General features: G+C 63.7%; 13 protein-coding genes. 7 read left to right on the top strand and 6 right to left on the bottom strand.

What is annotated here, in order from left to right; all coding sequences use genetic code 11:
* Positions 1 to 42 precede the first annotated feature (42 nt).
* Together IT350_08310 and IT350_08305 are read left to right on the top strand one after the other, a co-directional pair.
* The gene (locus tag IT350_08310; GenBank protein MCC6158043.1) at positions 43 to 279 is read left to right on the top strand and encodes a hypothetical protein; all 237 of its coding nucleotides are present in this window, start codon (positions 43 to 45) and stop codon (positions 277 to 279) included.
* 131 nt (positions 280 to 410) lie between these two features.
* Positions 411 to 1022 carry an ABC transporter ATP-binding protein gene (locus IT350_08305; GenBank protein ID MCC6158042.1) on the top strand — a complete coding sequence of 204 codons (612 nt, stop codon included), beginning with the start codon at positions 411 to 413 and terminating at the stop codon, positions 1020 to 1022.
* 24 nt (positions 1023 to 1046) lie between these two features.
* Here IT350_08305 and IT350_08300 read toward each other — a convergent pair whose 3' ends face one another.
* The 3 genes from IT350_08300 to IT350_08290 are packed head-to-tail and all read right to left on the bottom strand — an operon-like array spanning position 1047 to position 3625.
* Positions 1047 to 1598, bottom strand: coding sequence for a hypothetical protein (locus tag IT350_08300; GenBank protein MCC6158041.1), 552 nt, complete (start codon positions 1596 to 1598; stop codon positions 1047 to 1049).
* The gene (locus tag IT350_08295; protein ID MCC6158040.1) at positions 1595 to 2590 is read right to left on the bottom strand and encodes a hypothetical protein; all 996 of its coding nucleotides are present in this window, start codon (positions 2588 to 2590) and stop codon (positions 1595 to 1597) included. Before IT350_08295 ends, IT350_08300 begins: the two co-directional genes overlap by 4 nt.
* A 21-nt stretch (positions 2591 to 2611) precedes the next feature.
* Positions 2612 to 3625 (bottom strand): hypothetical protein, encoded by a 1014-nt coding sequence (locus tag IT350_08290; GenBank protein ID MCC6158039.1) that lies wholly within the window; start codon positions 3623 to 3625, stop codon positions 2612 to 2614.
* A 296-nt stretch (positions 3626 to 3921) separates the two neighbouring features.
* Between IT350_08290 and IT350_08285 the strand changes: the two genes are divergently transcribed.
* The 4 genes from IT350_08285 (at position 3922) to IT350_08270 (ending at position 9128) form a co-directional block, all read left to right on the top strand.
* Complete coding sequence (locus IT350_08285; GenBank protein MCC6158038.1) at positions 3922 to 5460, top strand: hypothetical protein; 1539 nt, start codon at positions 3922 to 3924, stop codon at positions 5458 to 5460.
* Positions 5457 to 6629: a hypothetical protein gene (locus IT350_08280; protein MCC6158037.1), complete on the top strand. Its 1173-nt coding sequence runs from the start codon at positions 5457 to 5459 to the stop codon at positions 6627 to 6629. Before IT350_08285 ends, IT350_08280 begins: the two co-directional genes overlap by 4 nt.
* On the top strand, positions 6630 to 7586 hold the full coding sequence (rsgA, locus tag IT350_08275) for a ribosome small subunit-dependent GTPase A (GenBank protein MCC6158036.1): 957 nt from the start codon (positions 6630 to 6632) through the stop codon (positions 7584 to 7586).
* A 63-nt stretch (positions 7587 to 7649) separates the two neighbouring features.
* On the top strand, positions 7650 to 9128 hold the full coding sequence (locus IT350_08270) for a hypothetical protein (GenBank protein ID MCC6158035.1): 1479 nt from the start codon (positions 7650 to 7652) through the stop codon (positions 9126 to 9128).
* Here the strand turns inward: IT350_08270 and IT350_08265 are convergent.
* Entirely contained in the window at positions 9100 to 10137 is a 1038-nt protein-coding gene (locus tag IT350_08265; GenBank protein MCC6158034.1) for a radical SAM protein, read from the bottom strand. The two genes, IT350_08270 and IT350_08265, sit on opposite strands and share 29 nt — an antisense overlap.
* Before the next feature lie 183 nt (positions 10138 to 10320).
* Between IT350_08265 and IT350_08260 the strand changes: the two genes are divergently transcribed.
* Positions 10321 to 11058, top strand: coding sequence for a nucleotidyltransferase family protein (locus tag IT350_08260; protein ID MCC6158033.1), 738 nt, complete (start codon positions 10321 to 10323; stop codon positions 11056 to 11058).
* 78 nt (positions 11059 to 11136) lie between these two features.
* On the opposite strand, the gene IT350_08255 is transcribed toward IT350_08260, so the two are convergent.
* Positions 11137 to 11928 (bottom strand): hypothetical protein, encoded by a 792-nt coding sequence (locus IT350_08255; protein MCC6158032.1) that lies wholly within the window; start codon positions 11926 to 11928, stop codon positions 11137 to 11139.
* A complete protein-coding gene (aroB, locus tag IT350_08250) occupies positions 11925 to 13040 on the bottom strand; it encodes a 3-dehydroquinate synthase (protein MCC6158031.1) in 1116 nt (371 codons plus the stop codon). The genes IT350_08255 and aroB overlap by 4 nt, the downstream gene beginning before the upstream one ends.
* Positions 13041 to 13061 lie beyond the last annotated feature (21 nt).

Genomic DNA, 13061 nt, shown 5'->3' with positions numbered 1-13061 from the left:
GACGGGCGGCGGGGGACGCATCCCCGCGGCGGCGATGGCCTCGTGCGCGGACCCGGCGAGGTCCGTCCGCGGGAGCCGCGCCTTCCCGTCCAGTTCGAGGTGAACGACCTGCACGCGCGCAAGTTCCCGCATCAGCGTCGGCTACGACGTGTCGATGTTCTTCTCGTCGAGCCGCCGCTGCAGATCGACCTCCAAACGCAGCGCGAGGAAGCACGCGACGATGTGGCCGATCCGCGTGTCGTCGTTGTGATGAAACAGCGGCCTGAGTTCCAGCGTTGAAGCAGACGACGTAGCGCTTGCCCGACAACGTGCGTTCCGCGACGCCGAGGCCCGGCGCAATCTCGTCGAACTCGCGCGTCATGTGCGGCAGATCCGCCACGTCCGGGTCCTTGCGCAGACGCACCCCGAGGATGAAGTCGAAGGGCGCGGGCAAATCGACGACGCTCAAGTGCGTGTCGGGCCTGATCCGCGCGGGCGCGGGGCGCATCGTCTTCGAGGACCGCGACATTACGCGCGCGCCCGAGCACGAAATCGTGGCCATGGGCCTCGTGCAGGTGCCCGAGGGGCGGCGCGTGTTCCCCAAGATGACCGTGGCCGAAAACCTCGACATGGGCGCGTACACGCGGCGCGACGCGGCGGGCATCCGCGCCGATCTCGACCGCGTCTTCGCCCTCTTCCCCGTGCTGGCCGAGCGCCGCCGCCAGACCGCGGGCACGCTCTCGGGCGGCGAACAGCAGATGCTGGCCGTGGGGCGCGGTCTCATGGCCAAACCGCGCCTGCTGCTGCTCGACGAACCGTCGCTCGGCCTCGCGCCGCTCATCGTCGCGCAGATCTTCCGCGTTATCGCCGAGCTCGCCGCGTCGGGCGTCACGATCCTGCTGGTCGAGCAAAACGCGCAGGCCGCGCTGCATCTGGCGCAGCGGGGATACGTGATGGAGACGGGCCGCATCACGCTCGAAGGGCCGTCGGCGCAGCTCCTCGCCGACGAAAACGTCCGCACCGCCTATCTGGGCGGCGGGTGAAACGGTGCGCGTCCGATACTCCGCTCAATACTCGATGTGAAAGCAGTACTCCGCGGATTCCGATGCCGTGAGTTCGATCGGTTCGGAGAGGCGTGTCGCGACTTCGCCTCCCCAAGCGGCGGCATCAGCAATGATTCGAAATTCGTAGACTCCCGCCTCAACACTTTCGTGAAACGCTCCCCGAAATTTGCAACTGCATCCCGCGACCTCGGTAGAGGTGTCTCTCTCAATCAACGTGATGGTGCTGTCATCAATGAGAAATTCGTGCTCAAACTTCCATCCGCACTGTCCGGGTATACAGTCATGCCGAATCGAAATAGAATTTCCATCCCAAGACAATAGAACGAATTCCTCGGAGCACGGAAACGGACTTCCCTCATCGGATTTTTCCATGCTGCCGGACTTTTCCATGCACTCACTGAAATATGGCCACTCCGAAGAGTCAGGGTAATGGCCTAAAGGAACGCACGCGCCGTTGTCGTCGTCGGCCTCATCTTTCTGGGTGCAACTGCCAAAAAGCACGAAAGCGAATAGTACAATTAGGGTTTTTGCCATTGTTACGCTTTTCGCTTTCATAAACTGTCTCCGCATTGAATGTCTTCTGTCTCATCATAATAACCAACATCGAATTCTACACCGGCGCTTCCTTTTTGCACGACTGCCACTCTGAACGCTGGATAATAATTCGAAGCTCCACCGCAGATCGATTCCGCGATAATGGATTCAATTCTAATCTCACTAAACTCCGGCTTAGGCATAAATGCCATGACCGATGCATATATTTCACTCGCAATTTCGATGTCCGATTTCGCATAACCGCCAAAATCAATCTGAATGCTTGGCCATTTCACTAACGCTCGTTTCAGCCTGTTGCTGTCGTCAAACGCGAATCGCATGTAGCTGTCTGGAACGGGCAATAATCTATTGTAGATTCGCGGCACCGTGACCATATACTCGTAGAATGATCGAAATTCGACTATTTCGTCAACCCCTGATTCCAACGTCACCAAATCATAAATAATCACATCGAAATCTTCCTCGGACAAGCCAAATTTAAGAATAATGTCATTCAGGCCATTATGGTCAAATGCGCGATAGTCGTTAATGGAAATAGCTCGTCGATCTTCGGCGATGTTTGATACGTCAGTGGATTGGTCGATGAGTCTAAAGTAACCTCGGAGAACATCGCATTTCGAAAGTCGCTTTTCTGTGCGATATCGAAATCTTTCGCGGCCATAGATACGTTCCAAATCTACGATGTCAAATTCCTCGGAAAGCATTTCGCAGGTATTTCTGGAAAACAGGCCAGAGCTCCCCATTGGTGAATCAGGTGACTCCATCGCGTCGCGCAAACGAGCCGTTTCTGACGAGGTCTTTTCAAATATTTCGCTGAATAAGTCAGAAAATGAATCGTCGTCTGTTTCGCTAATACCAGATCCCATGGCTGGCGTTGAAAACGCTCCGAAGACAAGCAGAGAAAACAAGACCAAGCAGAGTAATTTTACAATACAGGAATTGGAATCCGTTTCAACCCGACCACAAGCAATGCGTTTATCCAAATATTCCATCGTCGGCTCCTTCATCGTGTCTCACCACGCGGGCGCGTCTTCGGGGTTGCAACCCGCGATTCCGGTCCGTGACCAATATGTCGATCCGTCCGGGTCAGAACCCCAGTCGGTATAATCATATCCGGTCAGGTATCCCAACCCCTCCCAGAGCGTGGAGCCCCCAGCGAAAGAAACAGGACACTGAGAATCGATTCCGCTACGATATTTGTACAAATTGTCCAGCCAAGCACTCGCGACGTTTGTATCGAATCCGTCGCTGGCAAAATCGGCGTATTCATCTGTATATCCGGTCGAAATCCACATGAGTCCGTGGAAGCCGTTCACTTCCTGTAATCCGCCGGAAAACGCCCATCGAAAGCCGCTCGACCAATAGTCAAAAGTTGATTTTGTTCCAGAGTGACATGACGACATGACAAGATTTTCCATATCACCATCGCCTAATTGCATTTCCGCAGGTTCAAGCAAGCACTCATCGTCAACGTTTTTCACGCGCATCGAGCCACGCCAATTTCCCGCCCCGTCGTCGACATGGCCGTGAAACGCAACAATGGCAGCGTCAAATTTATCGATGTAATTAACGTCATTTCCGTAAGCGGTGCGGTCCTCGTCGGTGAACCAGTCTTGCTTCAAGGACCCGTCAACGTAATACTGTGAATTGTCTTTGAATGCCAAGCTGCCGTGATTGGCCAAGCTTCGAATTTCATTATACCACCCGGAAGCCATTTCAGACCAAGACTCGACTGTTTTGCACTCGGTAGTATTGCAACAAGTACTATTCCAATGTTCAACGGCATAAAGCGCGGAATCGCGATCGAGCTCTTGAGCGATGGCGGAGCGGGAAAGAAGGCCAGCGAGCGCGAAGACCGCGAGACCGATGGCCAGAATGGACGCGCGCCCTGAAGTCGAACCCTTTTTGAAAGGTCGTCGCGCGAGTTCGGCGAGAGCGGCTACGGCGGCTGCGAGAGAGTCGCTCGGGTGAGCGGTTCGCGAAGTCGATTTGGGCCAACGAAGAATGCGCGCGGAATAACCAGTCATGGCGTTCGTCCATGTCGGGGAGCGAAACTCGACTTCGGCTATCGACTTCGAATTCGTTTTTGGTTTCATGCAGTCAGACATGATATGGATCATGCGGGTCACTAAAATATTTGTCAAGAACTATTTTCGGCTCCGAAATGGATTACCGTCGCCGGCTCAACTCCGCTCACCGCGGGCTTCGCTCGGGGCAGGCTTTCTGCTCCACTTTGCCTCGGTCAGAAGGACCGCGCGCTGACTGACCCACCCCCGCGACCAACTCGTTGGCGAATCGGCGCATTCGTGGGAACATCGCCGCCATGCCCCGCCGCTTTCTGACGATCATCCTGCTCGTTGCCGCGTTCGCGACGCCGATCTCCGCGCAGCAAGCGACGCCCGCGCCGACGTCCGCGCCGGCGCCGGCCGAGGACCCCGCCGCGCTCTATCAGGCCGGCGTGCGCGCGTATTACGCGAAGGCGTACGACGAAGCGCGCGACAAGTTTGCGCGCATCGTCGCGAACTATCCCGAGTCGCCCTTCGCCCGGGACGCGATCTACAAGACCGCCGAGTCGTGGCGCGTCGAAGGCGACTGCGAGCGCGGCGGAGGCTGGCACGCGCTGTACCTGCAACGATTCCCACTGGGCACCAACGCGCGCGACGCCAAGGCGCGGCTCGCCGAATGCACGGCCAAGGTCGGCCACACGCTCACCGCCGCGCGGCCCGAAATGCGCCTCGATCCGATCCGCCATCTCGCGACGTGGGCCGACGAGTTGCCGTTCGCGACGGAGGACACGGCGAAGCGCGCGGCGGGTCAGCTCGCGGCGGCGGGACTGAACACGATGGTCGTCGCGGCGACGACGCGGCCCGGCGTTGGGATGCATGCGCTGGCGGGGCAGCCCGTGGTACGCGAGGGCGCCTATTTCCGCACGACGCACGCCCCGCAGGTGGCCGACGTGATGTCGAGCGCGGGCCTCGCGGCGCGCTCGGCGCGGGTGCGCCTGCTGGCGACGCTGCCCGTGGGCGTTGCGCCGTGGTGGACGGCCTCGAAACCCGAATGGGCCGACCGCGCGTGGGACGCCGAAGCGAAGGAGCCGCGCGCGGGATCGCGTCTCGACCTTTTCAACGACGAGGCCGTGGACGCGCTCGCGGCACTCGCCGCCGATCTCGCCGCGTCGTCGGTCGACGGCGTGATCCTGACCGATCTCGCCTCGCGCGAAACCGAGAGCCTGAGCCCGGCGGCGCTCGCCGCGTTCACCGCCGCGACGCAGCTCACCTACGAGCCGCGCGAGTTTTTCGGCGCGCTCGCTGTGCGCACGGACGGAACGTCCGAAGTTGAGCTGACGGAACCCTACGCGCGCTTCGCCGAGGTCAAGGCGGCGCGCGCGGCGGTGGTGGTGCGCCGACTCGTCGAAGCGATCAAGGCCGCGCGGCCGGGGCTGCCGGTCTTCATCGAGATCGACGCGCTCTCGCTGCTCGCGCCCGCGGACGCGCTGGCGCGCCGTTCGCAGGACGCGGCGCTGCTGGCCGCGACCGGTGTGGACGGCTTTGTCGTGCGCGCCCCGTGGCGCGAACTCGCGGCGGCGCAGGGGCTGCTCGCGCAGGATCGGCCGAAGGCGCTCGAGCGGCTCAACATCGAGGCGCAAAAACTCAACGCCGACGGCAAGAAGTGGATCTTCGCGCTGCCGATCGTCGATCCCGCGACCAAGACGTTTTTTCCCGCGTGGGAGATCGAGACGGCGATGGCGAATGCGTGCACGCGCATGCCGGTGGGCTTTGCGTTGTTGCCAACGCGGCTGGACTTTCCCTATCATGAGCGGCTTCAAAATGGCCTCGCGGCAGGCCGGGAGAAGGGAAAATGAGAATGTCCCGGGTTGCGTCGCTCGTCGCGGCGGGCTTGCTGGTCGCGCTCGCCGCGTCGTGCGGGCCCTCGAACGCGCAGGAGGGCGGCGCGGTGACGATCATGATCAGCGGCGACGTGCGCGGCGAATACGCCCCGTGCGGCTGCAAGGCGAACCCGTCGGGCGGCCTCGCCAAGCGCGCGTTCTACGCGTCGAAGCTGCGCGAGAAGGCGTCGGACCTCCTCATCGTGGACGTGGGCAACCAGTTTCACGAACACCCGAGCTATGGCCCCGCCGAGTTGTCGCAGGAGCGCTCGCGCGCAAACCTCTTCATCGACGTCATGAACCACATGAAGATCACGGGGGCCGCGCCCGGCGCGCTGGAATTTGCCCTCGGCGGCGAGGAATTCGCGAAGCAGGTCGAGCGCTCGAAGTACCCGTGGCTTGCCGCGAACCTGATCGATCAAAAATCCGGCAAACCCGTGGGACCGACGACGATCGTCGTTTCGGCGGGCGGCTACCGCGTGGGCCTGTTCGGCGTCGTGTCGCGCGACCTCATTTATCGCGGCATCAAGGTGAATACGCAGGGGTACGAGGTCCAAGACCCGATCGAGGCGGCCGTCGCCGCGGTCTCCGAACTCAAGGGCAAGGCCGACTTCGTCGTCGCGCTCGCGCACCTGAACAAGGACGAGACGCGCAAATTCGCCGACAAGGTGAAGGGCGTCGCGTTCGTGCTCGCGGGCAATCACAGCGGCATCTTCAGCCAGGATGTGCAGGACATGGCCGGCGTGCCGGTGCTGCAGGTGCCCGCGCGCGGGCGCGAGGTCGGCGTGCTGCGCATCGTGCCGAAGAAGGGCGAGTTCAAATTCGTGAACCGGTCCGAGCGCGACGCCATCGTGCGGCGTATCGACTTCTTCGAGGGCGAAAAGAAAAAGATCGAGGACGAGGCGAAGGGAAAGCCCGTCGAAGAGGCGTTCGCGCAGAGCCCCGCGACGCTGAACCGCTACCGCACCTTCGTTGAGAAGATCGACGAGCAGAAGAAGAAACTGGCCCGGGTTGAGGGCGACACGTCCTACTACGAGTTCTCCACGGTCAACCTCGGACAGGACATGGACAGCGACATGCAGGTCATGGGCTGGATGACGAAGTTCGCGGACCTGTACGGCCTCACCGGAATCGGGTCGGAGTAGTTGGGCGGACGGTCGCGAAAGCCCACGGGCGAATTCGTCGATCGGATCGATGATCGCGGCGTCCGCGCGGGCAAGCGCCGCCGTGCCGAACCCGTCGATTCCGAACCCACCCGAACCGGACGCGTTCTCGCCAATTACGGCATTCAGTGCCTGGTGCGTTTCGAGCAGGAGGCGCCCGTGCGCCTTCCGATTCCGCGACATCTGTCCGCGGTCGCCGGCGACATCGTGGTGTGCGATGACGAGTTCGTGCGCGAGATCCGGCCGCGCCTCGCCGTGCTCGCCCGCGCCGACCTGACCCGCTCGCAGATCCTCGCCGCCAACATCGATCGCGTGGTGCTCGTGCAGTCCGCCGCGGACCCGCCCTATCGCGACGGCTTCACCGACCGCTATCAGGTCTTCGCCGCCGTGATGGGGCTGCCGCTCGTGCTCGTGCTCAACAAGATCGACCGCGCCGAGCCGGGCGTCATCGACCTCGCCCGCCGCCACGAAGCATACGGTGTTGATGTGGTGTGCGTGTCGGCGACGCACGGCGATGGTCTGGACGATCTCGCAGCGCTGATGCGCGAAGGCACAAGCGTGCTCTCCGGCCACTCGGGCGTGGGTAAGTCGTCGATTCTGGCCCGCCTGCTGCCCGAGTCCGCGATCGTCGTGGGGGAAATGAACGCGACCACCGGTCGTGGCCGCCAGACCACCACCACCGCGCGCGCGTACCCCTTCGGCGACGGTTTCGTGATCGACACGCCGGGGGTGCGTCAGTTCAGTCTCATCGGCGTCGAGCCCACGCACGTCGTGCGCGCCTTCGCCGACATCGCCGCGATCGCCGCCGAATGCCGCTACCGCGATTGCCTGCACGCGGGCGAGCCGAACTGCGCCGTCGCACGCGCCGTCAAGGACGGCCGTCTCGCGCCGGATCGCTACGCGTCGTACCGCCGCATTGTCGAGTCGCTGCAGGTCTGAGCGTTCGCGTCGCGTTGACCTCCCTCCATCCGGTCGTATCATGGCCGCGCATCGGAGCCCGCCATGCTTGCCACTCTTCGCATCGATCCACAGTCGCCCGGCCCCGCGATTTCGCCGTGGCTCTTCGGCCATTTCCTCGAGAACCTGGGCGCGTGCCTGTATCGCGGCGGCCTGCTCGACGCCGCCGGACGACCGCGCGACGAGATCGTGCGCCGGATGCGCGAGATGGGCGTGCCGATCCTGCGTTGGCCCGGCGGACTCTTCGCCGATGGCTACCATTGGCGCGACGGCGTCGGGTCGAATCGCCCCGTGCGCCCCAACAAATACTGGGGGCGCTACGGCCCGCTGCTCGGCCCGAAGGATCCCAACCTTTTCGGCACGCACGAGTTCGTCGCGCTGTGCCGCGATCTCGGCGCGGAGCCCTACATCAACATTAACCTCGGCAGCGGCACGCCGCGCGAAGCCGCCGATTGGGTTGCGTACTGCAATCAAACACGTGGCCCCGAGGCGGAGCAACGCGCGCGAAACGGCGCGACCGATCCGCTCGGCGTGCGCGTGTGGGGCATCGGCAACGAGACCTACGGCTTCTGGTCGATCGGGCACTGCGACGCGAAGACCTATGCCGGGCGCTACCGCGAATTCCACGCCGCGATGAGCGAGGCGGATGCATCCATCACGCCCGTGGCGGTGGGCACGTGCGATCTGTGGCCCGAATGGAACCCGGTCGTTCTCGGCGAAGTCGGCGAGCGCATGGCGTATCTGGCGCTGCACGTCTACCTGCCGAGCATGAACAATCCGCTCTACCTCGCGCGGCCCATCGGCGGCGGCGCGGCTAACCACGCGAGCCTGTGCGCGGCGGGCGTCGAGGTCGCCCGCAAGATCCGCTTCGTCGCCGCGCAGATCCGCGACGCGGGCCTCGCCGGGCGCGTGCGCATCGCGCTCGACGAGTGGAACCTGTGGTGGTGGGTCTTGCAGACCTACAAGACGTGGTGGCGCATGCGCGACGCCGTGGCGCTCGCGGGCATGGCGGGCGCCATCGTCGAGCACGCCGAGGTCGTGGGCATGGCCAATCTCGCCCAGGCGATCAACGTGCTCGGCCTCATTCGCGCGGACGCGTCGCGCGTCGTCGTCACCCCGCTCTGGCACGTCATGCGCATGTTCGCCGCCGCGCTGCGCGGCGAACGCCTCGCGGTCACGCCGATCGGCCCGACGTTCTCGACGCGCAAACTGGGCGCGATCCCGCCGACCGGCGCAATCCCGACCGTCGAGGCGTGGGCCGCGCGCGACGGCGACGCCATCGGTGCGGTGGTGGCGCAGCGGCGCTGGCACGGTCCGGTGCGCGTGCGCGTCGACGCGCCGGGAGTGCGCTGGACTTCGATCGAAATTCTCTCAGCGCCGCATCCCGACCTGCGCAACGATTTCGCGCATCCGGAGGCTGTGCGCGCCCTGGAGCGGCCGTGGGACGGGGATGAGATCGAGTTGCCGGCCGCGTGCGTGGCGCGGCTGGCTGGCGTCATGGCGCCGCCGGGGCCGTCTTCCTGAGCGCCACCGCGCCGGTGAAATCGGCGATCGCGCCGGGGTGCAGCGCGTGCAGGTGGTTGTATTCCACGTAGCACGACGCATCGCACGACTCGCAGCCCATGCGCGAGGTCGCGCGGAATGCCTCGGCGAAACCCACTTCGAGCACGTTCTTTTTCGGGACCAGCCCCACGGTGAGCGAGCAGGGGTACAGGTCGCCGTTGGTGTCGATGTTCGCGAACAGATCCCCCGCGACGCACGGCAGCCAGCCGACGCGCTCGCGGCTCATGGGCTTCGCGTAGTCGGGCCACGCGCGCAGGTAGCGCAGGTAGTGCGCCGTGTTCGCGATCGGCGCGCCGCGCTCCTTGGCGTCGATCAGGCGCGCCACCGCGCCGCGCAGATCGTCGTCCGCGGGCGCGAGATCGCCCGAGTTGTACCCGAGCACCTCGTTGTGGTGCAGCACCTGAAACGTGGCCAAAAAGCCGTGCGTGCGCGCGAGATCGAGCACATAGTCGATGTCGCCGAGGTTGTGTCGCGTGAGCACGGTGATCGTCCACAGCCGCGTGCGGCCGGCGAGCAGGCGGATTCCCTCGATCGCGCCCGCGTGCGCGCCGGCGACGCGGTTGCGGTCGTGCGCGTCCTCGCGACCGTCGAGCGAGACGACGAAGTGATCCGCGTACGGCACCGCGTCTAGACGCTTCGACGCGAGTTGCCCGTTGGTGTCCACGCTGATGTAGAATCCGTGCTCCTTCGCGCTTCGAAGGATCTCGGCGATGTCCTTGCGCACCAGCGGCTCACCGCCCCACAGGCCAAGGCGCGCCACGCCCGCCTCGCGCATCTGGCCGAAGAGCGTGCGAAGCTCTTCGAGCGTCATCTCGCGGCTCTTGCGCAGCGGAATCTGGCAGTAGTTGCACAGGTAGGTGCAGCGGTCGGTGAGCGACAGCATGACGTTCAGCGGACGCCGCCGCCCTGCCACGTGCCAGCCCAGCGTGCCGTAGCCCATCCGCCAGAGGTTTTGGATTCCAATCGACACCGGCCCGCCGATCCCGCGTTGCGATTCCCTTCGATCTTAGACCGCGCGCGCGGCGGCCGAAAGTGATCGGCGCAACGCAAGCGCCGGTGAGTGTCCAACGGGTTCTCGGAACGTCGCGATGTGGTATAAGAATCAAACGGCAATTTCCGTTTCATTGAGACTTGAAAGGACGGACACGCGCCGATGGACGGGGTCATTCTGGCGGCTGGACCGGGGACGCGTCTGCGTCCGCTGACAAAGGCGATCCCCAAGGCGCTCGTCAGCGTGGGCCCTTGGCCCCTTGCGGAACACGTGCTGCGAGGGTTCGTCTCCGCGGGCGTGGACAACGTCGTCTTCGTGACGGGCTGGCTCGCCGCGAAGGTCGAGGCGTACTTCGCCGACGGCGAGCGCTGGGACGTGGCGACGAGTTTCGTGCGTCAGGGCGAGGCAAAAGGCACCGCGCACGCGCTCGCCCAGGCGGAAATGTCTGTTCAGACGACGCCGTTTTTTCTCGCGTACGGCGACATCTTCGTGCTCGACGCGCGCAACTACACCGAGTTTTTGGAGTTTCATCTCGACGGCGGGTTCGACTGGTCGATCATGTGCGACGAGATCGACGATCCGTGGGAAGGCGCGGCGGTGTATCTGAACGGCGACGGGCGCGTCGAACGCATCATCGAGAAGCCGCCGAAGGGAACGAGCACGACGAATTTGAACAAACGCGGGATCTGCCTGCTCGATGCCCGCGTCTTCGACTTCATCTCCGACCTCGCGCCGAGCGCGAACGGCGAATTCTACCTGACGGACGCCATCGCGGCCGCGATCGCCGCGGGCCTGTCCGTCGGCGGCTACGTGGTCCGGGGATTCAGTTCGGACGTCGGCACACTGGACCGGCTGGAGGACGCCCGGCGGCGATGGACCGCGAAGGAGAATGAGAAGTAACGGGCCGACGATGATCGGCCTCCAACGTCAACGGGCGCCCCGAGGGGCGCCCGCCGTGTTTTCGAGTCTATCGAGCGATCAACCCGCGTCGTCGTCGGTCGCGTCGTCGTCGTCGCCCGTACTGGTGTCGCCCTCTTCGGTCGTCACCGTAAACTTGTAAGACGCCACATCCACGCCGATGTCGACCGTCACGATTCGATCGATCTGAGAACCGGCCGCGATCGGAAGCGGGAAGCGGACCTTCAGTTCCGTAATTCCCCGGTCATCAGTCTCATCCATATAGGGATTGGCGAGTGGCGGGATTTCGCCCGGGACATCCGACAACTCATAGAGTTCGAAGAGCGGACCCTGTGTCACCCAACGCACTTCGACGCCGTTGAGCGGCACTCCAGCGACGACGTCTGTACTCGCCGAAGAACCGGACGAACGACTCACGATCGCGACGAGGATCTGCTCGTAGTACCCGCACTCCCCTTCCTCGAAAATCGCAGCCAAAGCGCCCAACGTTTCGGAACTGCCTTCGCTGATCGGCGTGAGCGTATAATCGCACCACACCGTTCGATCTTTGCATTCTGCTTCAGCCACGGCCTGCGTCTTGTCTGGATATCTTTGCATGTGTGGCTCGACGCAGTATTGCTCCATTCTGGCGTAAAACGCTTCCTGGCAGGAGTCTGGGATTTCGATACCACAGATCTCGTGAGTCCCATAATCCAACGTGAAGACCACCGCCTCGCCATCGCCCGTCTCAGCGACAAACTCGATCCCCGCACCCGCCGGGGCTTGGGCCGGATCGGTCTCGCCGCACGAAGCCACGATCGCGAGCGAACCGAGAACCATGGCGAACGCGACCAAAATGAACCACTTTCTCATGAGACCTTCCTCCCGGTCTTGCGGAACCCGGACCAGTATCGAGCTTCCACCAACTCCCTCGGATCCAGCGGTTCCAATCGGAATTCTCCGATCGGACCCGGGATCACGGCGACAATCCGCCGGCCAATCTTCTTCTTGTCGAGCATAAGGAACGATTCGACCTCTTCCGGTTTCGGCAAACGCCGCGGCAGCAGGTCGAGTTCGTCGATCAAGCGTTCCAAACGCGTTCGCGCCGCGACGGTCAAATAACCCCGTCGCTCGGCGAGCCTTGCCATCACCACCATCCCCGTCGCCACGCACTCACCGTGGTTCCAGCGCCGGAAATTTCCGGCGGCCTCGGCCGCGTGCCCGACGGTGTGACCCAGATTCAGGACGGCGCGTCCGCCCTGATCCAGAGGATCGTCGGCGACGACCCGCAGCTTCGCGGCTGCGCACACGCGCACCACGCGGGAGAGCGCGGTTTGATCGCGATTTCGCAGATCGTCGACGTGCCGCTCGATCCAGCGGAAGAACCGCGCATCGAGCCCCAAGCCCGTCTTGACGACCTCGGCGAGCCCGCAGCGGATCTCCCGATCCGGCAACGTTTCGAGAAACGCCGGAATCAGCGCCACCGCGCGCGGTTGCCAGAACGCCCCGATCATGTTCTTCGCCGCGCCGAAATCCACCGCGGTCTTCCCGCCGATCGCGGCGTCCACCTGCCCCGTGAGGGTGGTGGGCACGCTGATCCACGCGAGGCCGCGCTTGAAGGTCGCCGCGGCGAAGCCCGCAACGTCGGTGAGGACGCCGCCGCCCACCGCGACGATCACGTCGCGACGATCGATTCGATTGGCCAGCAGATTTTCAAAGATCGAAGTCCACTCGGCGACGCCCTTTCGATCCTCGCCGTCCGGCAGGCGAACCGGTTCGGGCGCGTCGAGCGCCCGGGCGAGCGGAACGAAAAAGCGTTCGCGGTACAGCCGGTGGACGTTTCGGCTCGTGACGATCACGACCCGTCCGCCCGCGGCTTCCCGGCGAATCTCCCGCGCGAGATGATCTCGCGCCCGCTCCAGCGGCCCGGCGTCAAACCAAGCGAGGTGCGGTTGGGGAGCGCCTTTCCATGTCAAAGATCTCACGCTTCACTCGCGAGGCCGCCC

This window comes from Deltaproteobacteria bacterium (assembly GCA_020845895.1).
Taxonomy (GTDB): domain Bacteria; phylum Lernaellota; class Lernaellaia; order JACKCT01; family JACKCT01; genus JADLEX01.
This window is presented reverse-complemented; position numbering and strand designations above follow the sequence as displayed.